We start from the raw sequence: 25,188 nt of genomic DNA, 5'->3' as shown, positions 1-25,188 counted from the left end.
AAAAGAATTTATTGAAAGTGCTATAAATTATAGAAATTCAATTTAAGTTAAAATGAAAGAGTTAATTAGTATAATAATGATTAATTTAAATCTTAGCTAAAGTTTATTATTTATGATATAATCAAGAAGTACTGCATGGAAGGAGGAAAACATTATGAAAGAAATAAATAGTGCTATATCTTCAGAATACTTAAGATACAAAATAGATGAAGATATAATAATATATCAAGGTAGATTTTGTATTTATTTAGATAAAAAATATAAATGTAGCGGAATAGTGTATTATAAAATGACTCCTCCAGTATCTATAAACTTTAAAGCACAAATACTTTCTGCATATGATGAAGATATAGACTTAGATTTAGATTATGACAATGCAATACTTGAAATTTATGGGTATAAGCCAATTTCGATAAGTATAAATTCAATAAATGATTTTAATATAGAAGGATATACAAATGATAGTTATATAAAGTCAAAAAATGCTTATGTAGATTATATAGATTTTCATATAATAAACTTAGATAAATTTCCGGGAACACTAATAAAACACGTGGATAAGTTGTTCGCAGGTAGAATTCAATTTGAAATTAATGACTTTGTAGTTACAATAGATAAAAGGTATGATTATAGAAAAGAATTAAATGAAAAACTAAAATCAAAATCTGGTAGTATAATAACTCATATAGGGAGAGTTCAAAGAAAAGATAAAAAACAATTTAAAACTAATAATATAATAGATTTTTTAGATAGGATATCAATAGCACTTAGCTTTATGTGTGGAAGGCATGTTGGAATATGCCTAGCTAAAGGATATCAAGGAAATAACAATGTCTATAGATTATGGAGAGAAAACATAGTAACTCCATTTAAATTTGTACCAACTTGGACAGATACTATATCAAATCACCATAATATAGAAAAGTATATGTCTTTAATGTGCAAAAGACTAGAAGATGGATATTGTGGACAAGTTATAAAAAATGTAATAGATTGGTATATAGAATCATTAGGTGAGATAACCATAGAAAATAATATAATATCAATTCAAATTGCATTGGAGGCATTGTCTTATATGATACTTGTAGAGCAAGAACAAATACTTAATGATGATGAATTTGACTTAAATAGTGCAGCTAAAAATATAAAAATGGTACTAGATATATGTAAAATACCATATGGAATGGAAGAATTAGATTTATTTGATGATTGGACTAAAACAAGATTTGACGATGGGGTAGATCTAGTAATATACTTTAGAAATAAAATAGTACATCCAAGCAGAAGAGATAATAGAGCAAATCTTAGTGTTGAGGATATGTGGAATATAATACAAATAGGGACAAAGTATTTAGAACTAATAGTATTATCTTTTATAGGATATAAAGGAGAATTTTCTAATAGACTAAATGAAAGATGGTTTGGTGAAGTAGAAGTAGTTCCATGGAATAAGTTTGATTAAAAGTATAACTGTTGGGTAAATATAAAATAAAATGTTAACTAAAAGGGTGAGACAAATGATAAAATTATATGGATATTCAAAGTGATCGACTGTAAGAAAAGCCAAGGCTTGGCTTAATGAAAACAATTTAGAATTTGAGGATATTGAAATAGTTAAAAATCCTCCAACTAAAGAAGAATTAAAAAAAATGTATGAACTAAGTGGATATGAATTAAAAAAATTCTTTAATACTAGTGGTGTAAGATATAGAGAACTAGGGCTTAAGGATGTAGTCAAAATTGAGAGTGATGATAAATTACTAGATATACTATCTAGCGATGGAATGCTTATAAAAAGACCTATAGCATTTGATGGAAAATATGTTGTAGTAGGTTTTAAAGAAGATGAATGGAAAGAAAAGTTACTATAAAACAAAAGCTGTGTTGTATAATTTATAACACAGCTTTTTGTATTAAAAATACTGTCAAATTATATACCTAAATCATATAATACATAAGGCTATTTACTATAGCTTAAGTACTATAAAAGGAGAACAAATTATGGCAAAAAAGGTATATATAGATCCAGGTCATGGTGGAAATGATAGTGGAGCTATTGGTGTTAATAATCTATATGAAAAAAATATAAATTTAGAAGTATCTAAAAAGGTAGAGAATTTATTAAAGGAACAAGGAATAGAAGTAAGGTTAAGTAGGTCTGAAGATAAAACAATATCTTTAGCAGCTAGAACTAGTGATGCAAATAGTTGGGGTGCAGACTGTTTTGTATCTATTCATTGTAATTCATTTGATGGTACAGCTAACGGTATAGAGACATACTCTCATACATCATCAACTAAGGATTTAGCAAATTATGTACATGAAGAGTTGCTAAAAGCTAAAGCATATACTAAAAATAGAGGAGTAAAAACTGCTAATTTTTATGTAATAAGAAATACTAATATGAGAGCGTGTCTTATAGAACTTGCTTTTATAGATAATCAGGAAGATTCCAAAATTCTTACTCAAAAGCAAGAGGAGTTAGCAGATGGGATAGCTAGAGGTATATGTAGGTATTTAAATATAACATATACTCCAGTTGACAATGAAGTAAATAAACCTATAACATCTATAGATAACAGCGATACTTTTTATAGAGTAGTATGTGGTTCATATAATAATAGATTGAATGCTGAAGAAAAAATAGAAGAGTTAAAAGAAAAAGGATTTAATGATGCTTTTATAGTTATATACAAGAAGGAATAAATAATAGATTAGTTAATAAAATCCCAGAGTAATATTACTCTGGGATAAATTATACATAAATTAATTATGTTTTAGCTTTCTTTTACATATATTTTAGGGATATATATAGTTAAATTATCTAAATTAATAATACTTTCGTAAATTACTTTAGCATTAAGTTTGATGTCACTATTTTCTAACTCTAAAGAAAGTATAATGTTATTATAGTTACATATATCTAATGTTTTGTTATCTTCTTTAAATTTTAACTTTATGTTTTTGTTACATCTAAGAAAATTTTGTAAGATGTCATAATAATTCATAATAGTCACCCCTCCCCTTTACTATTTTAATATTATAATAAATATATAAAAAACTCAAATTTAAAGTAAAGAGAAATTAAAGTTTGCTTTATATTATAACATTATATATAATTAATTTATTAAATAAGGGAGAGGTGTATTTGTGGAATTAAATGATAAGCTAGAAAAATTAAAAAATATATTAGCTAAATTAGACAATGTAGCTATAGCTTATTCTGGAGGAGTAGATAGTAATTTTTTACTTAAAGTAGCTAAAGATGTATTAGATGAAAACGTGGTGGCTATAACTTTAAATGCTATGATGCATAGTGAAAAGGAAATAAACGAAGCAAAAAAGTACGCAAATGAATTTGGTGTTAAGCACCTAGTTATAGATATAGATAATTTAGAATTAGATGAGTTTATCGAAAATAATAAAGATAGATGTTATCATTGTAAAAAATATGTGTTTAAAACTATTAAAAAGATAGCAAAAGATAATAATATAGAGTATGTACTAGATGGAACAAATATAGATGATTTAGGTGATTATAGGCCAGGATTAAAAGCACTAAATGAATTAAACATTATAAGTCCATTAAAAGAGTGCAATTTGACTAAAAAAGATATAAGAGTATTATCTAAACAAATGGGACTAAAAACATATAATAAGCCGGCTTTTGCATGTCTTGCAACTAGAGTTCCATATAATACAAGAATTACTAAAGAACTTCTTAGAAAAATAGAAATGAGCGAGCAATACTTAGCAGATTTAGGGTTTAATCAGTTTAGAGTAAGGATACATGAAGATATTGCGAGAATCGAAGTTGGATTTGATGAGATAGATAAGTTTTTTATTAAAGAGGTACTTAAAAACACTAGTAATAAATTTAAAGAATTTGGATTTGAATATGTTACCCTAGATATGAATGGATATGAAATGGGTAGTATGAATAAAGATATAAGCAACTAAGGAGGACGTATGAAAAGTTATACATTAGTATCACCATGCTTTTTTGGTATGGAAAAAATGCTAGCAAGAGAAATAAAAGAATTAGGTTTTGAAATAGTAAAAACAGAAGATGGTAGAGTAACTTATAAAACTGGAGAAGATGGTATTGCTAAAGCTAATATGTGGTTAAGATGTGCAGAAAGAGTACACCTTAAAATTGCTGAATTTGAAGCTAAAACTTTTGATGAATTATTTGAAAATACTAAGAGAATAGATTGGTCAAGATACATTCCTTATGAAGCACAGTTTCCAGTATCAAAAGCATCATCTATAAAATCAAAATTATATAGTACTACGCATATACAATCAATAGTAAAAAAAGCTATAGTAGAAAGTTTAAAATCTAAATATATGGAGAGAGGTTTACTAAAAGAATGTAAAGAAAAGTATCCTATATACGTATTTATACATAAAGACATAGTAACTCTTTATATAGATACAACAGGAGATGCTCTTCATAAAAGAGGATATAGAGAAAGAGCTAACAAAGCACCTATAAGAGAAACTTTAGCTGCAGGTATAATTGACTTAACACCTTGGAAACCAGGAAGAATATTAGTTGATCCTATGTGTGGTTCGGGTACCATGCTTATAGAAGCAGCTATGAAGGCTATAAATATGGCACCAGGTATGAATCGTGAGTTTATATCTGAAAAATGGAGAACTATAGATAAGAAAATATGGTGGGATATTAGAAAAGATGCATATGATAAAATAAATGAAGATATAGATTTTAAAATATATGGATATGATATAGATGAAGAAACTATAGAAATAGCTAAAGAAAATGCAGAAATAGCTGGAGTTGACCAATATATAGAATTTAACGTTTTAGACGCAACTCAATTTAAAAGTGATGAAGAGTATGGATTTATAATAACAAATCCACCTTATGGAGAAAGGCTTGAAGATAAAGAGAGTGTTCAAATGTTATATAGAAAATTAGGAAATGCATTCTTTAGACTTAGAAATTGGTCATATTATTTAATAACTTCTTATGATGAGTTTGAAAAAGAATTTGGAAAGCAAGCAGATAAAAAGAGAAAGTTATACAATGGAATGTTAAAAACAAACTTATATCAATATATAGGACCAAAACCTCCTAGAAAATAGTAATATTTAGCCCTCTAAGATACTATATATAATATAAAGAGTATTTTAGGGGGTGTATTTATGTTTAGAGTTAATGGTAAAAATCGAAAAAAAGCACCTAAAGAAAAAACAAGTAAGGCACCTAAATATGAAGAGGATTTTAATGAAATCATACTTAATGATTTTGTTACTGAAGAAAGAAAAAATGATGATGAGTTAGAAAAAGACATTAAGTCAAAAAAATCAAATAAGTTAAAGTTAAATTTAGGATTAGGAAGTAAAAAATCTAAACCCAAAAATTCTAAGAAGTCTCAAGTAGAAAAAGATTTAGCACAAGTAGAGGAAAAAAATAGTAAACAAGTAGAAGAAAAGAGTAAAATTAGCAATAGTCCTAGTAAAAAGAGTAAAAATCAAAAAAGTAATAAGTCAGTAAATAAAAAATCTCCTAAAAATAATAAGGCAAAGCAAAAAGAAGAAATTAGCCATAAAAAATCCAAAAGTAAAAAATCTTCAAATCAAAAAGGGAAAAAAGCAAAACCTTTAAGTGATGAAAGTAATATATATGTAGATGAAAATCAACTTAGAAATGAAATTAACTCTGACGAATATTATGAAATTGAAGCAGATGATTCAGTAGGATTTAGAACTATACAAGAAGAGCCATCTAATGAAGATAATGTAGTGGAAGCTGAAGAAAGCTGCAATAAATTTGAAAATATAGTCTGGTCAGAAGAAAAGTTTCCAAAAAGATAAAGCTATTAAAATCATATATAAATAAAAAAAATAAATAGTGATAAAATAAAAAAAGCTTAGTTATTCTAAGCTTTTTTTATTTTATATTTTAATTAGGAGAAAAAATATGAATAGTAAAGAGATATTTAATAAAGTAAATGAGATATTACTTAAAAGTAATAAACCTTCTAAAGAGATAAGAAGGTTAATTGAAAATGGAGAATTTGATAAAGAGCCATTTGAAATGATAAAAAAGTTAGAGAATGTAGAACAAAATCTAAAATATCATCCTGAAGGAAGTGTATTAAATCATATACTATTAGTAGTAGATAAGGCGAGCGAAGTTAAAAAACTTTCAGAAAATGAAAGAGTATTTATGTGGTCAGCTTTACTTCATGATTTAGGAAAACTTACAACAACAAAAATTAGAAGAGGGAAAATAACATCCTATAATCATGATGTAGAAGGCGAAAAAATTGGTAAAAATTTTTTAGATATGGTAAGTAATGATAAAAAATTTAATGAAGATGTATCTAAAATGATAAGATATCACATGCAACCATTATTTTATGATAAAAATCTTCCTTTTTTTGACCCACAAAATATGATAAATGATGTAAAATATAAAGAGATAGCATTATTATCTTTTTGTGATAGACTAGGAAGAGGAAACTTAAGTTTAGAGACTATAAATAATGAAAAGGAAAGAATAGAAAAGTTTAAACAATATTTTAAAACATACAAAGGATAGGAGGTTTTAGATGAAATTTTTTAAGTTATTAATTGGGGCTAGCTTAATTGTATTTTTAACAACTGGATGTAATATAACTTCAGAATCTCCTGAAGAGCTTATTAAAGATAAACCTATATATAATAGAAATGAAGCAGATTTATATAAAGGCATAAAAAAATTATTAACAAAACAAACATCTTTGTTACAGCCAAATAATTCAAAAGAAGCAGCAAAAATAAATGAGGTAGATTTAGATAATGATGGAGAAAAGGAATTAGTAGTATTTCAAAAGAAAGAAAGTCAAGATGATAAAAAAGATGAAGTGGGGTTTATTGTATTAACTAAGAATCCTGATGGAACATATACAAATAAAGAGAAAGCTTACTCACTTCAAGAAGGTGAAGAAATACAATATGCTAATTTTTATGATTTAGATAATGATGGAAATAAAGAAATAGTACTTCTTATAAAATCAGAGGGAAAAACTAACATGTATATATATAATTTTATTGATGATGAAGTAAAAAAAGTATACACGTTAAATCCTACATGGTTAGAAGATAATAAAAATCTTTTAGATATGAAAGTAAAAATTGGATATATTGATGGAGATGATAAGTTAGATATATTAATGCTACATTTTAATTCAAAGACTAATAAAGCATATGCAAGTTTAGCTAACTTTGATAAAGGCCTTAAGCTTAGTAATTATGTTGAGTTTGACAATATAAAAAGTTTAAATAATTCATATATAACATTAGGTACTATATCAACTGAAAATAAAAAAGGTAAAACAATTGAACATAAAGGGATAGTACTTGATATGCCTATAATTAAAAATGATAACTATATAACACAGATATTGTATTTAAAAGATGGTAAATTAAAAAAAGCATTTAAAGATGATGATAAAAGTATAATGAAGCCATACTACATACCAGTAGAAGATATAAACAATGATAAGGTTTTAGATATACCTATAGTAAATGGAAGTGGAAATATATATACTTCAAAAACGTCAGCAACTATAAGTTGGTATAGGTGGAATGGAAAGGAAAATTTAGAAGATTCATCATTATTATTTACAATTCAGATATATTATAATTATCAATATAAATTTAGCCTTTTAATACCTAATGAACTAGTAAATAAGCTAGATATAGAACAAGACTATCAAGAGCAAAGTAGTGATGTATTATTTAAATTCTATTATTATGATATACTAGAAACAGAACCTAAAGAATTATTTACAATAGCTGTTGTTAATAAAAATTTAATTGATGAAAATAAAAAGAATGTCAATCAATCGGCAATAACACTTGGTGAAAATAACGATTATACTTTTACATTATATATAAATAATTTAGAGCAATTAAAAAAATTAAAAATAAATGAAGAGGCATTGAAAGAGTATTTCTCACTTATATATTAATTATTGGGAGGTTTAATATGAAGGAAAAAATATTAATATTAGAAGATGAAATAGGAATAAGAAGTTTTGTTAGTATAAACCTAAAAAGGGAAGGATATGAAGTAATTGAGGCAGGAACTGGACAAGAAGCATTAGAAAAAATAAGCAAAGAACCAGATATAAAATTAGCTCTTTTAGATGTTATGCTTCCAGATATAAGTGGTATAGAAGTATGTAAGTTTATTAGACAAAACTTTGACCAGGTGGGTGTAATAATGCTTACAGCTAAAGCACAAGAAGATGATAAAATAGAAGGATTTATATCTGGTGCAGATGACTATATGGTAAAGCCTTTTAGTATAAAAGAACTATTAGTAAGGGTATCAGCACTTTTAAGAAGAGTTAAAAAGGATGAAAATCTATCAAAAGGAAATGAGATAGTATCAGATTCATTTGTATTAAATTTAGATAAAAGAAAATTATTTAAAGATAATGAAGAAATAGAACTTACACCTACTGAATTTTCAATAGTTAAATACTTAATGAAAAATTCAAATCAATCATTAAGCAGAGATCAAATACTTAATGAGGTGTGGGGAACTAATTATTTATATGATTTTAAGATTGTAGATGTAAACATAAGAAGAATAAGAAATAAAATAGAAGAAGACCCATCTAAGCCTAAATATATACAAACAGTTTGGGGTTATGGATACTGTTTTAGAAAGGAAGAATGATATTGTTACATTTTGAAGGCTTAAGAAAGAAGATAATAAAAAATTATTTTACTATAATAATTATAACTGTTATATTATTTGAAGGTCTTTTTATGTTTTATATACAAAACTACTATTATGATTATGTAAGTCAAATTTTAAAAGGTGAAGTAAATAATATAAATAGACAATATAATAATAACATAGTGAATGAAGCTGATAGCTTTGAAAACAAAATAAATGCTATATTACAAAAAGAAAATAAAATAAATGCTATATTACAAAAAGAGCACTCAAGTAGTGATTCAAAATTTGCTATTTCAATTATAGATAAAAACTCAAAGATGATTATAGACCAATATGGATTTAAAACTAACGTAGATGTAGATGGAGAAGACATATATAGAGCTTTAAAAGATGAGAATAATCTGACTCCATATGTATATAAAATTCCTGAAACAGGGGAACATGTTATGAGCATATCTGTTCCTCTTAAGACTAACAATATAATAGAAGGTGTAGTAAGATATACTATTTCTTTAGAAGAGATAGATTCAACCATATTTAGAGTAGTACTGGGGTTAATATTAGCAGGAATTTGTATATTGCTAATAGCAATATCTTTAAGTCTTAGATTTGCAGAAACTCTTATACAGCCACTTAGAGAATTAAAACAATTTGCAAATGAACTAGCTCATGGAAACTACAGCATTAAACTTAAAAATGTTAATATATCAGATGATGAAATAGGTGATTTAGCAGAAACTTTCGTACATATGGCAGAGGAAATAGACAAAAGTGAAAAGTTAAAAGAAGAATTTATATCATCTATATCTCATGAACTTAGAACACCTCTTACATCTATAAAAGGATGGAGTGAGACACTTTCTTATGAAGGTATAGGCAAAGAAGAATTAGACCTAGGCTTAGGTATTATACAAGATGAAACAGAAAGACTTATAAAGTTAGTTACAGAATTACTTGATTTTTCTCGCCTTGCATCTGATAGAATAAAATTAAAAATAGATTTAGTAGATATAAGGAAATTATCAGTAGGTGTTGTTAATCAGTTGAAAGTTAAATCTAGTGAAAAGAATATAGATTTATCTGTAGAATTTATAGGAGATTATTTCGAACCTATACAAGGAGATAAAGATAGACTAAGACAAGTTTTAATAAATTTAATACAAAATTCTATTAAGTTTACAGATAACAATGGATTTGTAAAGCTTATAGTATCTCAAAATGAGGAGTATACAACAATAAAAGTTACTGATAATGGTTGTGGTATAGAAACAGAAAATTTAGATAAAGTACTAGATAAATTCTTCCAAGAAGATTATAACAAAGCAGGTAGTGGTTTAGGGCTTGCTATAAGCAATGAAATTGTAAAACTTCATGGTGGACACATGAATCTAGATAGTGAAAAAGGTGTAGGAACGACTATGACAATAGTTGTGAAGAACAAACTTTTAGAATCTATAGATTATTAAATAGTATTAAATACCATAAAAATAGGATATACTTAGATAAAGTATATCCTATTTTTATATAAAAAAGGATTATAAATTAATGAAAAGAGGAATAAAATGAGAAATATAAAAATGACAATAAAATATGATGGCTCAAGATATAAGGGGTTTCAAAGATTAAAAGATAATGAAATGACAATACAAGGTAAAATAGAAGATGTTCTTAGCAAAATGACTAACGAACATATAGAAATAATAGGATCTGGAAGGACTGATATGGGAGTTCATGCAAGAGGGCAGGTTGCTAATTTTAAGACAAATTCTAAGTTAAGTTTAAAAAAAATGCAAGATTATCTATATAATTATTTACCGGAAGATATAGTTATAATTGAACTAGAAGAAGTTGAAGAAAGATTTCATAGTAGATATAATGTTAAGTCAAAAACTTATCTATATAAAATAGATAATAATAAGTATCATGATCCATTTACTAGAAGATATACCACTCATATAGAAAAAAAATTAAATATAGATTTAATGAGAGAGGCAAGTGAATATTTAGTTGGGGAGCATGATTTTACTAGTTTTGCTTCTTCTAAATCTAAGAAAAAATCAAATGTTAGAAAAATACATTCAATAGTAATAAATGAAAATAATAATATGATTGATATATATGTTAAAGGCAATGGATTTTTATACAATATGGTAAGGATAATAGCAGGAGCATTAATAGATGTTGGGTCTAAAAGAAAAACTCCACAAGATATAAAAATAATGTTAGAAAATAAAGACAGATCTAAATCGTCTGATACTGCACCGGCTAAAGGACTTTGTTTATATAAAGTTATGTATTAATACTAAAATAGATGGGATAAATCCCATCTATTAGAATATATGATTTAAGTCAAACTGTTCATTTTCTATTATATTATGTAATGCATTTTTTATTCTTTGTATTTGTTCAAGTGACATACCTTTATCTTTAGCATAAATAGAACCATGAAGAATATCTAAGTATAAAGAAATTTCTTCAAAATACTCATGATTAAATACTTTATACCAAGAATCCTTACTTTCATTAAAGCTTGTGTTATATTCATCTAAGGCTTTTGTAGCACTATCCCAATCATCATCTTTTATATGAAGTTCTATTGACTCAGCTTTTTCAGTATATAATTTAGCAAAATCATCAAATTTATCTAGAGAATAAAAACTAAACAATAAAAATAAAACTGTCCAAATAAGTGAACAAATTAAAGCCTTCAATAAATTTCACCTCATATCTATTAATTTATCTTGTTTGTATAAATATCTTATCATTTTCATCAATACTTAATAATAAGATATCTTTTTTATTTTTTATATTTTTTTCATTTAATATTTCATATAACCATTTTTTATCTTTTTCAATAATTTTAAGATTTTGGTCTATAATATAGCCGTCTATTATAAGAGACAAAGGAAGATGTTTAAAGCATTTTGTAGGGATATCTTTGTATGATGGTGAAGGTAATATACTTAAATTGCCATCTGTTTCAAGTATTGCATATTGAACATCACAAACTTTGAAATAGCCTTCAATCCTAAGTTGTTCAAGAAGTTCATCTATTGTAACTCTTTGTTTTTTTAATTCTTTATAATCTATTTTTCCTTTATTTATTAAAATAGATGGAGCTCCAGATAAAAAAGTTCTAACTTTTCTATTTTTTAAAGTTATATAAGAAATAACTATTTGAATAAGCGTAAGACCTGTAACAGAAGCTATACCATTAATCAAAGGTATATTATTGTTTTCCATAGGCAATGCAGCAACTTCTGCTATTAAAAGGGTTATTACTAAATCAAAGGTATTCATTTCTGCTATTTCGCCTTTTCCCATAATTCTCAAAGATATTAAAACAACCATATAAAGCAAAATACTTCTTACCAATACTAATACCATAATTATTTTCCTTTCACATTATATGATAAGTTATTTTATCCTTATTTATAAATTATGATTCATAAAACTTAAATTTAATATCTTTAAAATAATTTATAAATTTGATATAATATGACTTAGTAAATTTGTTTGAAAATAAATAAATATTAATATAAATGCGTGATTTATGTAAAATTACTGAGGAGATGAAATAGATGAGCAAAAGAAAACAAATAGAAGTTCCTATAGAAAAAATAAAAGAACAAGATAAGTTTATAGATGCAATAAAAGAACAAAATACTAGATACTATGCGATACATCAGGCAAAGCCTAGATATTTAATACAAACATTTGGATGTCAAATGAATGAACATGACTCTGAAAAACTATGTGCTATGCTTGAAGCTATGGGATATGAAAAAGGATTAACAGCTGGTGAATGTGATTTAATAATATATAATACTTGTGCAGTTAGAGAAAATGCAGAATTAAAGGTATATGGTAACTTAGGTCAGCTAAAAGGTCAAAAAAGAAAAAATCCTAATTTAAAAATAGCAGTTTGCGGATGTATGATGCAACAACCTCATGTTGTTAAAGAATTAAAGTCAAAATATAGACATGTTGATTTAGTATTTGGAACACACAATCTATATAAATTCCCTGAATTATTAGTTAAGTCAATGGATGAAAACACTATGTTAGTTGACGTATGGGATGTTGATGGTGAAGTTGTAGAAGGTTTAAGAAGTAATAGAAAATTTGAGCTTAAAGCTTTTGTAAATATAATGTATGGGTGTAATAACTTCTGTACTTACTGTATAGTACCATATACTAGAGGTAGAGAAAGAAGTAGAAAGCCAGAAGATATAATATCTGAAATAAAAGAATTAGTAGCTAATGGTACAAAAGAAGTTACATTACTTGGACAAAATGTTGATTCATATGGAAAAACACTAGAAGAACCAATAAGCTTTGACAAGTTACTTAGAATGGTAAATGAAATAGATGGAATAGAAAGAATAAGATTTATGACTTCTCATCCTAAAGATATATCTGATGAAGTTATATATGCTATAAGAGATTGTGAAAAAGTATGTGAATTCTTACACTTACCGGTTCAATGTGGAAGTTCAACTTTACTTAAAAAAATGAATAGACACTATACTAAGGAATATTATTTAGAAATTATAGAAAAAGCTAAAAAAGAAATACCAGATATAGCATTTTCTACTGATTTAATGATAGGATTCCCAGGTGAAACAGAAGAAGATGTATTAGATACTATAGATGTAGTTGAAAAAGTAAGATATGACTCAGCATTTACATTTATATATTCAAAGAGAGAAGGAACTCCAGCAGCTAAGATGGAAGATCAAATACCAGAAGAGGTAAAACATGAAAGATTTAATAGAGTGCTAGACAAAGTTAATGAAATAGTTGCTCAAATAAATAAAAGTTATGTAGGAAAAACTGTTGAAGTTTTAGTTGAGGGAAAAAGTAAAACTGATGATAATAAGTTTACAGGAAGAACAAGACAAAATAAGTTAGTAAACTTTGAAGCTAAAGAGGATGAAGATTTAATAGGAAAGTTAGTAATGGTTGATATAACTAATGCTACTAACTTCTCATTAGTAGGAAAAATAAAATAAATAAAAAAAGTATCTCTTGTCAAAATTTCAAGAGATACTTTTTTTATTTAAAATATAGAAATTTAACTAGATGTATATAAGAATTAAAAAAATCTTTAATTATTAAGGAAGCAATATTTCTAATTAGATATTATAGATAAAAAGTTTTCTAGTATTTTTGCTGTTATACCCCAAATTGTATAATTTTTATAAGAATAAAATAAAACAGAATAATTACCTGTATCAAATTTATAGTTTTCTTTATTAGGAATTTTATCAAATGGAAAATCTGAACTTGGTATAGTTTTAACATCACTATTATAAATATTTGGTATACTGTCTAATAAATATGATATCGGAACCAAGAATATATGGTCTACTTCAGATTTATTTATATTAAAGTTGTCAATATTATTTATATATCCTAAAAATGGATGAATTATCATATTAGATGGAGTAACTAATAAATCTAACTCACATATTATGTCAATATTATTATTAGTTGTTCCAAGTTCTTCACATGTTTCCCTTATAGCTGTATCTATAGGAAGTTCACCAAGATCTATTTTACCACCAGGGAAACATATTTCATTAGGTTGTGTTTTTAAATTTTTAGATCTAACTTCAAATAAAATATAGTGTTTATTATCTTTTTTTACTATCGGAATTAAAACAGATGCTTTTTTCATATTTTCATGTCCGTTTATATATGGCTTATAGTTTTTAAATTTTTCTTTAAAATTGTAAATCATAAAGTCCTCCTTATTAATGTCATAATACTATTATAATATGAATTATAAAAAATTATAGCAAAATACAATTTAAATAATAGCTTATTAGCAAGATAATAGAAACATTAACTAAAAATATATGCTTATATAAGCTAGTTAATTTTTAAATTTAAAAACTAACTATAAGATAAAATTCATGTTATAATTATATATGACTTTAAACTATAATTAGTAAGGAGATTAAAATGTTAGAAGACATCACAAGAAATGACATGAATATATATGTAAAAGAAGATGAAAGATACATAAGCATACCAAAAGATATAATAAATAATAATACACATCTATTAGGTGATTATATAAAAATACAATCAAGTATAAATAACTTAAAATCTGATATAAATAGATATCTATTTGATAAAAATAGTACTAAAAATGATACACAGATATTAAATGATATTATAAAGTTAAAAAGTGAAGAAAAAATAGAAGATGTACTTGTTTATACTGATATAGATTTAAGTAATATAGAAGATAAATTAAAAAAGCTTTGTGCATGTTTCTCTATAAGTGTAGATGATATAAATTCTATCAAAGATGAATTATCAAGTAATTATGTAAATAATTCACACGATATGGGTGTAGTAGACAAGCTATACATAAATGAAATAATTAAACATATAGAGGATTCTTATATGTATTCCCTTAGAGATAGATCTAGATATGGAACTATCTCTAATGAATATAAGGTAAAAAGTAGAGATGAGATAATAGATTTAAACGAAGATGAAATAGGTGGACAATATGCTCCAATACTTGTTATATATAGACCTGCAAAGTATGTAAGAGGAGAATATATACTAGAAGATAAATTTTATGTATATATAAAAAGGCAACCATTAAATGCTCTTATAAATCAAGAAAGATTAGAAGAAAAAGGGATTGATTCTATGGGAGCTATAATTTATAAAAAGCTAAAGGCAGATCTTACAAATGAAAATCTTCAAGAAATATTAGCCGAACTTTATGTATATTCACAACAAAACTCTTTAAAATTTGAAAATATAAAATTAGCAGATATAACTTCTAATAAAGTATGGATGACAGCAGATAAACTAAAAAAAGAATTCAAAGAACTTAGATATTACAATAAAAATCTTACACAAAAAGTTAAAGAAATATATGATTCTGCGAATAATTACTACACTCAAATAGGAGGAAAGTACATATTTAACACAAGAGAATTTATGCATTCATACAAAACATTTAAAGGTAAGGATATTAGCAAATAAAAATAAAGTCTACATATATTGTGGGCTTTATTTTTGTAAATTTACTTTTGAGTTGATACATAAAATGACTTTTTATATAATTAATATATAGTGTCATAAAAAATCAGATAAAAGGAGAACGTGTATGGGAGAGAAATTTGTAATGTCATTTAGCGGAGGAAAAGATAGTACTCTGGCATTATATAGAATGATAAAAAGAGGCTATGAACCTGTGGGTTTACTTGTAACCTTTAAAAAAGGCAAAGATAGTTCATTTACGCATAGTATAAAAAAAGATTTATTATATAAAGTAAGTAAGTCCTTAGATATACCGTTATTAATCGTAGAATGTGACATGAATAATTATGAAAAAGAATTTACAAAAACACTTTTAAAAGCTAAAGATATGGGAGCTAAAATTTGTGTATTTGGGGATATAGATATAGTAGAGCACAGAAAATGGTGTGAAGATAGATGTAGTGAAGCTAATATAATGTGCGAACTTCCACTTTGGCAAGAAGACAGAGAAGCTTTAGTTTACGAATTTATAGATGAAGGATTTGAAACTGTTATAAAAATAGTAAACTTAAAATATTTACCAATTGATTTGTTAGGACAAACTTTAACAAAAGATGTAGTTAAAAGAATAAAAAATATAGGAAGTGATCCTTGTGGAGAAAATGGAGAGTATCATACTTTCGTAGTTGATGGACCCATATTTAAAAATAAAATAGCGTACATACAAAATGAGAATGTCGTAGATAATAACTATGGTATATTAGATATATCATTAGTATAATTATATTTTGTACAAGTAAAAAGATATAGTTTTTGACTATATCTTTTTATAATTATTTAAATGCAAAAAGATTTTTGTAAAGATTTGAAATATAAAAAATACTTAAAAAGTTAAAGAAATGTAAAAAATTTAACATAAAATTAACAAAACATGTCGAAAATTCTGATAAGATAAAGAGGTGACAAAAAAGTAAGAAAAATAACTATAATTTTCTGAGGAGGAATAGACAGTGAGCATATTCATAAACCTTATTGGAGGTTTAGGACTTTTCTTATATGGAATGAACTTAATGGGAGAGGGTCTTCAAAAATCTACTGGACCTAAGCTTGAAAAGGCTATCGAACTTTTAACTAGCAATGTAGTAATGGGTGTTTTAGTTGGTGCCGTTGTTACAGGAATTATACAAAGTAGTGGAGCTACTACTGTAATGGTAGTTGGTTTTGTAAATGCAGGTATAATGAGTTTATACCAAGCAATAGGTGTTATAATGGGTGCAAATATTGGTACTACAGTAACAGCACAGTTAGTATCATTTGATGCAAGTATAATATCATCATTAGCTCTTGGAGTAGGAATTATTTTATATATGATAGGATCTAAATCAAAGCCAAATCTAAAAAATATATCTGAAATATTAATAGGTTTTGCTATATTATTTATAGGTATGGAATTTATGAAAGATGCTGTGGCACCTTTATCAAAAATTGAAGCATTTAGAAATATACTGCAAGGTCTTGCAAATCATCCAGTAATAGCTTTACTTGCTGGTTTTGCTATGACAACTTGTTTACAAAGTTCAAGTGCATCAATGGGAATATTAATAGCTTTAGCATCACAAGGATTAATGCCACTTTCTGGAGCATTACCAATATTATACGGAGATAATATAGGAAGTTGTACAACATCTTTAATATCAAGTATAGGAACTAACAAAAATGCAAAAAGAGCAGCAGTTATGCACTTAACATTTAATGTAATAGGAACAATATTATTTATGCTAGTACTTAACAAACCAATAAGTATGATAGTTACACATTTAGATCCAACAGATATATCAAGACAAATAGCAAACTCTCATACTTTATTTAATATAATAAATGTAATAATATTATTACCATTTTCTAAGTACATAGTTAAGTTAGTTATGAAATTTATACCTGATAATGGTGATGAAGAATATGATGAAAGAGCAACTAAGTTCTTAGATGAGCGAATGCTAGAAACGCCATCAATAGCATTAGGAAATGTTGTAAAAGAAACATTAAGAATGGGAAGAAAAGCCAATGAAACGTTAGAGTGTTCAATAAAAGCTATTAGAGAAAATTCACAAGAAGATATTAAAAAAACTTTTGAGAAAGAAGATATAGTAAATCAATTACAAAAGAAGCTTATAGATTATTTAGTGAAATTATCTAAGAAATCTTTAGATGATAAATTAATAGAGCAAGTTGACTTTTTATTTAACACAGTAAATGATATAGAAAGAGTTAGCGATCATTCTGAAAATATGGCTGAACTAGCACAAGACCTTATAAATTCAAATGCTAATTTATCAAAAGAAGCAAAAGATGAAATATCATATATTTATGAAAAAGTTACAAAAGTATATACATTATCTCTTCAAGCTATGAAAGAAGATAATAAAGAATTAGCAAAAGAAGTACTAGGATTAGAAGAAGAAGTTGATTGTATGGAGAAATCATTTAGATCAAGTCATATGGAAAGATTGAATAAAAATCTATGTAAAATAGACTCTGGTATAGTTTACTTAGATTTATTAAGTAATCTAGAAAGAATAGCAGATCATTCAACTAATATAGCTAAAAGAGTTATACATTCAAAATAATCATAAAAAAACAACCCTAAAAAATAGGGTTGTTTTTTTATGACTTATATTACTATCTTGTATTATAAAATTAATATATAGATTTTTAGAAAATAAAATAGTAATATATACATATATAGTAGAAATAATAAGGAGACGATATGAAAGAGTTACTTGATTTATTTAAAACTTTTGCAAGAATCGGTGGCTTAACATTTGGAGGTGGTTATGCAATGCTTCCTATGTTAGAAAAAGAAATAGTAGATAATAAAAATTGGGCTACAAATGAAGAACTATTAGATTACTATGCAGTAGGGCAAGCTACACCGGGGGTAATAGCAATAAATGTTGCAACATTTGTAGGATATAAAACAAAAGGTGTATTAGGAGCAGCTTTTGCTACAATAGGAATGGTATTCCCGTCATTAGTTATTATTATATTAATAGCATCAACTCTTAAGAATTTTTCTAATTATGAAGTTGTACAGCATGCATTAGGTGGCATAAGGGTAGCAGTTAGTGTTTTGATATTTAATGCAGTTTGTAATCTATATAAAAACTCAGTTAAAGATAATATAGGAATTATAATATTTTTATCAACAGTTACACTAGGTGCATTTTTCTATGTTTCTCCTATTTATATAGTAGTAGGGGCAGCAGTATTTGGTATAGCCTTTAAATATAGGAGAGATGAAAAATGATTACATATATACAGTTATTCTTTGAATTTTTTAAAACTGGATTATTTGCAGTAGGGGGAGGGCTTGCAACACTTCCATTTTTAAGCGATATAGCAAGTAAATATGATTGGTTTGATAAATCAATGTTAGCTGACATGGTGGCAGTTAGTCAATCGACACCAGGTCCTATGGGAATAAATATGGCAACATTTGCCGGATATAATGCTAAAGGTATTATAGGGGCTTTAGTTGCAACAACAGGACTTGTACTTCCATCTATTATAATAATAATTATAATAGCTAACTTTTTAAATAAATTTAAAGAAAATATTATAGTTACATCTATATTTTATGGATTAAGACCTGCAGTAACTGGACTTATAGCAGTAGCTCTATTTGAAATATTAAAGTTATCTATAATAACTGTAAGTAATTTTATGGAAAGTAAAAATATATTAGATATATTTGAATACAAAGCTTTAATATTAGCTATAGGTATATTTATATTATCTAGAAAGTCTAAAAAACACCCAGCTACATTTATTTTAATAGGAGCATTAGCCGGAATAATATTAGGACTTTAAAAGATTAGTCAATTTGACTAATCTTTTTTATAAAAAGTGTTAGAAAATATAAGATAAATACGAAGTTCTAAAGTGTAGAAGGAAGGTTAGAAAATAGTGAAAAAATAGAGAGCATAAAGATATTGCCGTATCAATATTATAGAGAAAAAGATTCTGATAATCCAAAGTATCATCATATTAATAAATATTATGATAAAGCAATAACTGTAGATTTGAAATAAATTTAATAAAAAAGAACTGACATAAATTTTGTTAGTTCTTTTTTATTATTAACTTAATAACAATTTTCGGTTATGGTATAATAAATAATTAGATTAAAGTTAAAGATTAAATATTTAAATTTAAGAAGTCTTAAAACAAACATTAGCATAAAACATAAGGAGGCAAATATGAATATAGACAGAAATAAACTAACTCCTATGATGAAACAATATTTTGAAGTTAAAGATAGATATCCTGATTGTATATTGTTTTTTAGATTAGGAGACTTTTATGAAATGTTCTTTGAAGATGCAATAGTTGCTTCAAAAACTCTTGAAATTGCACTAACAGGAAAATCTTGTGGATTAGAAGAAAGAGCTCCTATGTGTGGAGTACCTTTTCATTCTGCAAATGCATATATATCAAAACTAGTTGAAAGTGGATATAAAGTAGCTATAGGTGAACAATTAGAAGACCCAGCAAGCGTTAAAGGAATAGTTAAAAGAGATGTTATAAGAGTAGTAACACCGGGTACAGTACTAGATGGAAGTTTACTTGAGAATAAGAAAAATAACTATTTGATGAGTTTATATAAAAATAATGATAATATAGGACTTACTTATGTTGATATAAGTACAGGAGAAGTAAATGCTACCTTCCTAAAAGAAGATAAAGTTATAGAAGAAATAGCAAAAGTTCATCCAACCGAAATTATATTAAATGATTTAGATTTTATAGACAAACTTAAAAATATAGCAACAGTCAGTAATATATATATAAATGAAAACTTTGATAGTAACTATCTAGATGTTGAGATACTTAAAGAATACTTCCCAGAAGTATACCTTCAAAGATTAAATTTTGATGATAATGGACTTATAAAGTCTTCTTTATCAATACTGCTTAACTATATATACAACACTCAAAAGCAAGTAACATCAAATATAAATAACATAAACATATATAATAGTAGTGAATATATGGTATTAGATATGTTTACAAGAGTAAATTTAGAACTTACTCAAACTATAAGAGGTAATAAGAAAAAAGGCTCACTACTTCATGTACTAGATAAAACATCTACTGCTATGGGGGGAAGACTTCTTAGAAAATATGTAGAAGAACCACTAGTTAATAAAGAGCGTATAAAAAGAAGACTTGATGTTATAGAAGAAATAAAAGAAGATTTCATGTTAAGAGAAGATTTAAATGAAATACTTAAAACTGTATATGATATAGAAAGAATATGTGGGAAAATTGCCTTTGAAAGAGTTACTCCAAAGGAACTAATACACCTTAAAAATTCTATAGAAAATCTTCCGAAACTTAGAGAAACTATAAATGATTCTAGTGCAAGTATACTTAAAAAATATATAGCTAATATGGATATACTAGATGATATATATAATCTTATAGAAGAAGCTATAAAAGAAGACCCAGGTATAAATTTAAAAGAAGGAAATATAATAAAATCTGAGTTTAATGATGAATTAAAAGAGCTTCGCGATATATCTAAAAATGGAGCATTTTTAATAAAAGAAATTGAAAATAGAGAAAAAGAAAAGCTTGGTGTTAAATCACTTAAAATTGGATTTAACAAGGTATTTGGATATTTTATAGAAATAACTAAAGCTAGTTTAGCTACTGCAAATATAGATGATAGTTATATAAGAAAGCAAACTTTAAGTAATGCAGAGAGATTTATAACTCCAGAACTTAAGGAAATAGAAGATAAGATACTAAATGCTGAAGAAAAGATAAAATCTTTAGAGTATGAGATATTTGTAAATATAAGAAATAACATATATGAAAATATAGATAGAATACAAAAAACTGCTAAAATAATAGCAAATATAGACGTATTTGTATCACTTGCTACTGTGGCATATATTAATAACTACGTTAAACCAACTATAAGTGATAACAAAAAATTAGATATACAAAATGGTCGCCATCCTGTAGTTGAAAGCTTAGTAGGAGAAGAAAACTTCGTACCAAATGACACTTATTTAAACACTGGTGAAAATATAATAAACATAATAACAGGACCAAATATGGCAGGTAAGTCTACATATATGAGACAAACTGCAATAATAGCTTTAATGGCACATATTGGTTCATTTGTACCAGCAGAATTTGCTGAAATACCAATCATGGATAGAATATTTACTAGAGTTGGTGCTAGTGATGACTTAAGTCAAGGACAATCTACATTTATGGTAGAGATGAGTGAAGTATCTCATATACTTAAAAATGCGACAGAAAAAAGTTTAGTTATACTTGATGAAATAGGAAGAGGGACAAGTACTTATGATGGTATAAGTTTAGCTTGGTCAATAGTTGAATACATTCAAAATAATATAAAATGTAAAACACTATTTGCAACACATTATCATGAATTAACAGATTTAGAAAATGAGTTTAGTGATGTTAAAAACTACTCTATAGCAGTTAAAGAAGATAATGATAATATAATATTTTTAAGAAAAATAGTACCACAAGGTGCTGATAAAAGTTATGGGATATATGTTGCTGAACTTGCAAAGTTACCAGATTTAGTTATAAAAAGAGCTAAAGAAATACTTAGTGATTTAGAAAAAAATCATATGTATGAAAGTGTAACTATAAATAATGAAAAGAATTTAGATTCTAGTGATAGTATTGATATAAGTAGATTAGAGGACGAATACAATATATTAAAGTATAAATATGAAGAGCTAAATAGAAATCATATATCTTTACAAAATAGTTATAATAATCTAGATAAAGAAAATGAAGAATTAAATGGAAAAATAAATAGTATTAACATGGTAAAAGAAGTTTCAATATCTCAAGTATTAGAGGATGAGTTAAGTACAGTAAAAGTTAATATAGATTCTTCAAAAGAGTTAGAACTTGAATCATTAAGAACTGAGGTAAGTAAATTAGAAGATGAATACAATATATTAAAGTATAAATATGAAGAGCTAAATAGAAATCATATATCTTTACAAAATAGTTATAATAATCTAAATAAGGAAAATGAAGAATTAAATAGAAAAATAAATAGTAGTAATATGGTAAAAGAAGTTTCAATATCTCAAGTATCATTTGATAATCTGGGACAAACATCTTTATTAGATGAAATAGCAAATATAGACATATTAAATATGACTCCAATAGATGCTATGAATACTATATATATGTTACAAAGAAAAGCTAAGGATTCACTTAAATAATTACCTTACTAAACTAAAGGTTTGATAAGGGAGGAATAAATATGAATAGAATTAATATCTTAGATGATTTAACTATAAATAAAATAGCAGCAGGAGAGGTGGTTGAAAGACCATCTTCTGTTGTTAAAGAATTAGTTGAAAATAGTATAGATGCAGGAAGCACTAAAGTAATAGTTGAGATTATTGACGGTGGTAAAAAGTTAATAAGAATAACTGACAATGGTTGTGGTATAGCTTCTAGTGAAGTTGATAAATCATTTTTAAGACATGCAACAAGTAAAATTGAGAAAATTGATGATTTATATGACTTATATTCCCTAGGTTTTAGAGGAGAAGCACTAGCATCAATAAGTGCAGTAAGTAAGCTTGAAATGATAACAAAAACTAAAGAAGAGCCAATAGGAACTAAGGTTATAGTTGAGGGTGGAAAGATTATATCCAAGGAACCAGTAGGATGTTCTAATGGAACTACTATTATAATAAAAGATATATTCTTTAATACTCCAGCTAGACAAAAGTTCTTAAAATCAAATCATGCAGAAACTATAAATATAAGTGACTTAATAAATAAATTAGCTATAGGAAATCCTGATGTTCAATTTAAATATATAAATAACAATAAGCCTATGTTAAATACACCGGGAGATAGTAAATTAATTAGCGCTATAAGAAGTATATATGGAAAAGATGTATGTGAAAATTTAGTTAAGCTTAAATATAAAAGTGATAACTTTGAAATAAGAGGTTATGTTGGGGATAATAATGTATATCGTTCAAATAAAAATCTTCAGCATATATATATAAATAATAGATTTGTTAAAAGTAAAATTATATTAGATGCTATAAATGAAGCTTATAAAGGTATAATACCTATAAACAAACATGCTGTATGTTTTCTAGATATTAAAATTAATCCAGGTAGCATAGATGTTAATATACATCCAACAAAACTTGAGGTAAAGTTTGAAAATGAAAAGGAAGTATATATAGAACTTAGGGACTTAATAAGAAGAACATTACTTAATAATCATTTAATAGGAAGATATGAAGCGAGTGAAAATATAAATACTTTAGATAAAACTAATGTAGTAGATAATACAAGTAGTATATTAGATATAAAAGAAGTAAAAGTTAATTTAGATAATATAGCTATGAATAAAATAGAAGTAGTAGAATTAGATAGCCAAAAACCTATAGATAATTTTTTAGGGCTTGATGATGTACTAAAAAACAAAACATCCAATGACAAAAATATAAATGTTGCACATGAAAAACAAAATTTTTTGTATAAAGAAGAAAGTACAAAAGAGGATGCTGTAAAAGAAACTACATCTAATATAGATATATATGATAATATTAAATTAATTAAGAATTCAAATAATGAATTTTTAATAGAAGGAAACATAAATTTAGACAAAACATTTTCTATAGATGAAATAAGTAAGTTAGATGAAGATAAAGATAATAGCTTACAAAAAAGTTTAGAAAATAATATATTAAATACTACTAATATAAAAGAATTGTCTATAACAAATGATAGTGAAAGTATTCAAGAAGGATTTTTTGAAGAGGGAAAAAATAAATTCTCTTTAAGTGAATACAAAGTATTAGGCACTATATTTGATACTTATATAGTAATGTCTAAAGGTAATTCTATGTATCTTCTAGATCAACATGCAGCACATGAAAAGGTATTATATGAAAAGTATATGGACAAGTTTTATAAAAGTGATATAAGTATGCAAATGTTACTAGATCCAATAGTATTAGAGTTATCAAATGTAGATATGTTGCAAGTAGAGAAAAACTTGGAACTATTTATGAAATTTGGGTTTGAAATTGAAATCTTTGGTAATAATCATATAATGATAAGATGTGTACCAACTGTATTTGGAGTCCCTGAAAGTGAGAAATTTATACTACAAATAATAGACAATATAGAAGACATAAATAATAACTATGAACTAAAAGGAGATAAGTTTGCATCAATGGCTTGTAGATCAGCTATAAAAGCCAATGATAAGATAAAAAATATAGAAATAAATAGCTTATTTAGTCAGATGGAAGCTTGTGAGAATCCTTTTACTTGTCCTCATGGTAGACCAGTATTAGTAGAGATTTCTAAAAAAGAAATAGAAAAAATGTTCAAAAGAATTATGTAGATAGGAAGGTAAT

22 protein-coding genes and 1 pseudogene are annotated in these 25,188 nt (G+C 25.9%); 19 read left to right on the top strand and 4 right to left on the bottom strand.

What is annotated here, in order from left to right:
- Positions 1-154 precede the first annotated feature (154 nt).
- The 3 genes and pseudogenes from I4U89_RS10580 (at position 155) to I4U89_RS10570 (ending at position 2,706) form a co-directional block, all read left to right on the top strand.
- Complete coding sequence (locus tag I4U89_RS10580) at positions 155-1,462, top strand: hypothetical protein (RefSeq protein ID WP_195940340.1); 1,308 nt, start codon at positions 155-157, stop codon at positions 1,460-1,462.
- A 97-nt stretch (positions 1,463-1,559) separates the two neighbouring features.
- Positions 1,560-1,871 (top strand): annotated as a pseudogene (locus I4U89_RS10575) (Spx/MgsR family RNA polymerase-binding regulatory protein); the annotation flags it as partial.
- A gap of 130 nt (positions 1,872-2,001) precedes the next feature.
- Positions 2,002-2,706: an N-acetylmuramoyl-L-alanine amidase family protein gene (locus tag I4U89_RS10570; RefSeq protein ID WP_195940338.1), complete on the top strand. Its 705-nt coding sequence runs from the start codon at positions 2,002-2,004 to the stop codon at positions 2,704-2,706.
- Between the two features lie 71 nt (positions 2,707-2,777).
- Here the strand turns inward: I4U89_RS10570 and I4U89_RS10565 are convergent, their stop codons facing one another.
- The gene (locus tag I4U89_RS10565) at positions 2,778-3,008 is read right to left on the bottom strand and encodes a hypothetical protein (protein ID WP_195940337.1); all 231 of its coding nucleotides are present in this window, start codon (positions 3,006-3,008) and stop codon (positions 2,778-2,780) included.
- Positions 3,009-3,150: 142 nt separating this feature from the next.
- Here I4U89_RS10565 and larE point away from each other — a divergent pair, with 142 nt between their 5' ends.
- From larE to truA, 8 genes are all read left to right on the top strand, one after another.
- Entirely contained in the window at positions 3,151-3,960 is an 810-nt protein-coding gene (gene larE, locus I4U89_RS10560) for an ATP-dependent sacrificial sulfur transferase LarE (RefSeq protein ID WP_195940336.1), read from the top strand.
- A 9-nt stretch (positions 3,961-3,969) separates the two neighbouring features.
- Positions 3,970-5,112 carry a THUMP domain-containing class I SAM-dependent RNA methyltransferase gene (locus tag I4U89_RS10555; protein ID WP_195940335.1) on the top strand — a complete coding sequence of 381 codons (1,143 nt, stop codon included), beginning with the start codon at positions 3,970-3,972 and terminating at the stop codon, positions 5,110-5,112.
- 60 nt (positions 5,113-5,172) lie between these two features.
- Complete coding sequence (locus I4U89_RS10550) at positions 5,173-5,844, top strand: hypothetical protein (RefSeq protein ID WP_195940334.1); 672 nt, start codon at positions 5,173-5,175, stop codon at positions 5,842-5,844.
- 106 nt (positions 5,845-5,950) lie between these two features.
- A complete protein-coding gene (locus tag I4U89_RS10545; RefSeq protein ID WP_195940333.1) occupies positions 5,951-6,574 on the top strand; it encodes an HD domain-containing protein in 624 nt (207 codons plus the stop codon).
- Positions 6,575-6,584: 10 nt separating this feature from the next.
- On the top strand, positions 6,585-7,988 hold the full coding sequence (locus I4U89_RS10540; RefSeq protein ID WP_195940332.1) for an FG-GAP repeat domain-containing protein: 1,404 nt from the start codon (positions 6,585-6,587) through the stop codon (positions 7,986-7,988).
- A 17-nt stretch (positions 7,989-8,005) separates the two neighbouring features.
- Positions 8,006-8,704, top strand: coding sequence for a cell wall metabolism DNA-binding response regulator WalR (gene walR / locus I4U89_RS10535; protein WP_195940331.1), 699 nt, complete (start codon positions 8,006-8,008; stop codon positions 8,702-8,704).
- A 2-nt stretch (positions 8,705-8,706) separates the two neighbouring features.
- The gene (locus I4U89_RS10530) at positions 8,707-10,176 is read left to right on the top strand and encodes a sensor histidine kinase (protein WP_195940330.1); all 1,470 of its coding nucleotides are present in this window, start codon (positions 8,707-8,709) and stop codon (positions 10,174-10,176) included.
- A gap of 96 nt (positions 10,177-10,272) precedes the next feature.
- Positions 10,273-11,010: a tRNA pseudouridine(38-40) synthase TruA gene (gene truA, locus I4U89_RS10525; RefSeq protein ID WP_195940329.1), complete on the top strand. Its 738-nt coding sequence runs from the start codon at positions 10,273-10,275 to the stop codon at positions 11,008-11,010.
- Positions 11,011-11,040: 30 nt separating this feature from the next.
- Here the strand turns inward: truA and I4U89_RS10520 are convergent, their stop codons facing one another.
- Positions 11,041-11,421, bottom strand: coding sequence for a DUF4363 family protein (locus tag I4U89_RS10520; protein WP_195940328.1), 381 nt, complete (start codon positions 11,419-11,421; stop codon positions 11,041-11,043).
- Positions 11,422-11,446: 25 nt separating this feature from the next.
- Positions 11,447-12,097, bottom strand: coding sequence for a DUF421 domain-containing protein (locus I4U89_RS10515; protein WP_195940327.1), 651 nt, complete (start codon positions 12,095-12,097; stop codon positions 11,447-11,449).
- Positions 12,098-12,291: 194 nt separating this feature from the next.
- Between I4U89_RS10515 and miaB the strand changes: the two genes are divergently transcribed.
- Entirely contained in the window at positions 12,292-13,725 is a 1,434-nt protein-coding gene (gene miaB / locus I4U89_RS10510) for a tRNA (N6-isopentenyl adenosine(37)-C2)-methylthiotransferase MiaB (protein ID WP_195940326.1), read from the top strand.
- Between the two features lie 119 nt (positions 13,726-13,844).
- On the opposite strand, the gene I4U89_RS10505 is transcribed toward miaB, so the two are convergent.
- Positions 13,845-14,456 (bottom strand): NUDIX hydrolase, encoded by a 612-nt coding sequence (locus I4U89_RS10505; RefSeq protein WP_195940325.1) that lies wholly within the window; start codon positions 14,454-14,456, stop codon positions 13,845-13,847.
- Between the two features lie 224 nt (positions 14,457-14,680).
- Here I4U89_RS10505 and I4U89_RS10500 point away from each other — a divergent pair, with 224 nt between their 5' ends.
- From I4U89_RS10500 to mutL, 7 genes are all read left to right on the top strand, one after another.
- A complete protein-coding gene (locus I4U89_RS10500) occupies positions 14,681-15,727 on the top strand; it encodes a hypothetical protein (RefSeq protein WP_195940324.1) in 1,047 nt (348 codons plus the stop codon).
- Positions 15,728-15,851: 124 nt separating this feature from the next.
- Positions 15,852-16,505 (top strand): diphthine--ammonia ligase, encoded by a 654-nt coding sequence (locus I4U89_RS10495; RefSeq protein ID WP_195940323.1) that lies wholly within the window; start codon positions 15,852-15,854, stop codon positions 16,503-16,505.
- A gap of 229 nt (positions 16,506-16,734) precedes the next feature.
- Positions 16,735-18,351 (top strand): Na/Pi cotransporter family protein, encoded by a 1,617-nt coding sequence (locus I4U89_RS10490; RefSeq protein ID WP_195940322.1) that lies wholly within the window; start codon positions 16,735-16,737, stop codon positions 18,349-18,351.
- A 140-nt stretch (positions 18,352-18,491) separates the two neighbouring features.
- Positions 18,492-19,031, top strand: coding sequence for a chromate transporter (locus I4U89_RS10485; RefSeq protein WP_195940321.1), 540 nt, complete (start codon positions 18,492-18,494; stop codon positions 19,029-19,031).
- The gene (locus tag I4U89_RS10480; RefSeq protein WP_207744172.1) at positions 19,028-19,594 is read left to right on the top strand and encodes a chromate transporter; all 567 of its coding nucleotides are present in this window, start codon (positions 19,028-19,030) and stop codon (positions 19,592-19,594) included. Before I4U89_RS10485 ends, I4U89_RS10480 begins: the two co-directional genes overlap by 4 nt.
- Positions 19,595-19,983: 389 nt before the next feature.
- A complete protein-coding gene (gene mutS, locus I4U89_RS10475) occupies positions 19,984-23,013 on the top strand; it encodes a DNA mismatch repair protein MutS (protein ID WP_195940320.1) in 3,030 nt (1,009 codons plus the stop codon).
- 41 nt (positions 23,014-23,054) lie between these two features.
- The gene (gene mutL, locus I4U89_RS10470; protein ID WP_195940319.1) at positions 23,055-25,175 is read left to right on the top strand and encodes a DNA mismatch repair endonuclease MutL; all 2,121 of its coding nucleotides are present in this window, start codon (positions 23,055-23,057) and stop codon (positions 25,173-25,175) included.
- Positions 25,176-25,188: the final 13 nt, after the last annotated feature.

The organism is Romboutsia sp. 1001713B170131_170501_G6 (assembly GCF_015668195.1).
GTDB lineage: Bacteria > Bacillota > Clostridia > Peptostreptococcales > Peptostreptococcaceae > Romboutsia_C.
This window is presented reverse-complemented; position numbering and strand designations above follow the sequence as displayed.

Excerpts from the sequence above, each read along its gene's own strand:
- I4U89_RS10580 (WP_195940340.1), top strand. The coding sequence starts at position 155 with ATGAAAGAAATAAATAGTGCTATATCTTCAGAATACTTAAGATACAAA.
- I4U89_RS10570 (WP_195940338.1), top strand. The coding sequence starts at position 2,002 with ATGGCAAAAAAGGTATATATAGATCCAGGTCATGGTGGAAATGATAGT.
- I4U89_RS10565 (WP_195940337.1), bottom strand. The coding sequence starts at position 3,008 with ATGAATTATTATGACATCTTACAAAATTTTCTTAGATGTAACAAAAAC.
- I4U89_RS10555 (WP_195940335.1), top strand. The coding sequence starts at position 3,970 with ATGAAAAGTTATACATTAGTATCACCATGCTTTTTTGGTATGGAAAAA.
- I4U89_RS10550 (WP_195940334.1), top strand. The coding sequence starts at position 5,173 with ATGTTTAGAGTTAATGGTAAAAATCGAAAAAAAGCACCTAAAGAAAAA.
- I4U89_RS10545 (WP_195940333.1), top strand. The coding sequence starts at position 5,951 with ATGAATAGTAAAGAGATATTTAATAAAGTAAATGAGATATTACTTAAA.
- I4U89_RS10540 (WP_195940332.1), top strand. The coding sequence starts at position 6,585 with ATGAAATTTTTTAAGTTATTAATTGGGGCTAGCTTAATTGTATTTTTA.
- walR (WP_195940331.1), top strand. The coding sequence starts at position 8,006 with ATGAAGGAAAAAATATTAATATTAGAAGATGAAATAGGAATAAGAAGT.
- truA (WP_195940329.1), top strand. The coding sequence starts at position 10,273 with ATGAGAAATATAAAAATGACAATAAAATATGATGGCTCAAGATATAAG.
- I4U89_RS10515 (WP_195940327.1), bottom strand. The coding sequence starts at position 12,097 with ATGGTATTAGTATTGGTAAGAAGTATTTTGCTTTATATGGTTGTTTTA.
- miaB (WP_195940326.1), top strand. The coding sequence starts at position 12,292 with ATGAGCAAAAGAAAACAAATAGAAGTTCCTATAGAAAAAATAAAAGAA.
- I4U89_RS10505 (WP_195940325.1), bottom strand. The coding sequence starts at position 14,456 with ATGATTTACAATTTTAAAGAAAAATTTAAAAACTATAAGCCATATATA.
- I4U89_RS10500 (WP_195940324.1), top strand. The coding sequence starts at position 14,681 with ATGTTAGAAGACATCACAAGAAATGACATGAATATATATGTAAAAGAA.
- I4U89_RS10495 (WP_195940323.1), top strand. The coding sequence starts at position 15,852 with ATGGGAGAGAAATTTGTAATGTCATTTAGCGGAGGAAAAGATAGTACT.
- I4U89_RS10485 (WP_195940321.1), top strand. The coding sequence starts at position 18,492 with ATGAAAGAGTTACTTGATTTATTTAAAACTTTTGCAAGAATCGGTGGC.
- I4U89_RS10480 (WP_207744172.1), top strand. The coding sequence starts at position 19,028 with ATGATTACATATATACAGTTATTCTTTGAATTTTTTAAAACTGGATTA.
- mutS (WP_195940320.1), top strand. The coding sequence starts at position 19,984 with ATGAATATAGACAGAAATAAACTAACTCCTATGATGAAACAATATTTT.
- mutL (WP_195940319.1), top strand. The coding sequence starts at position 23,055 with ATGAATAGAATTAATATCTTAGATGATTTAACTATAAATAAAATAGCA.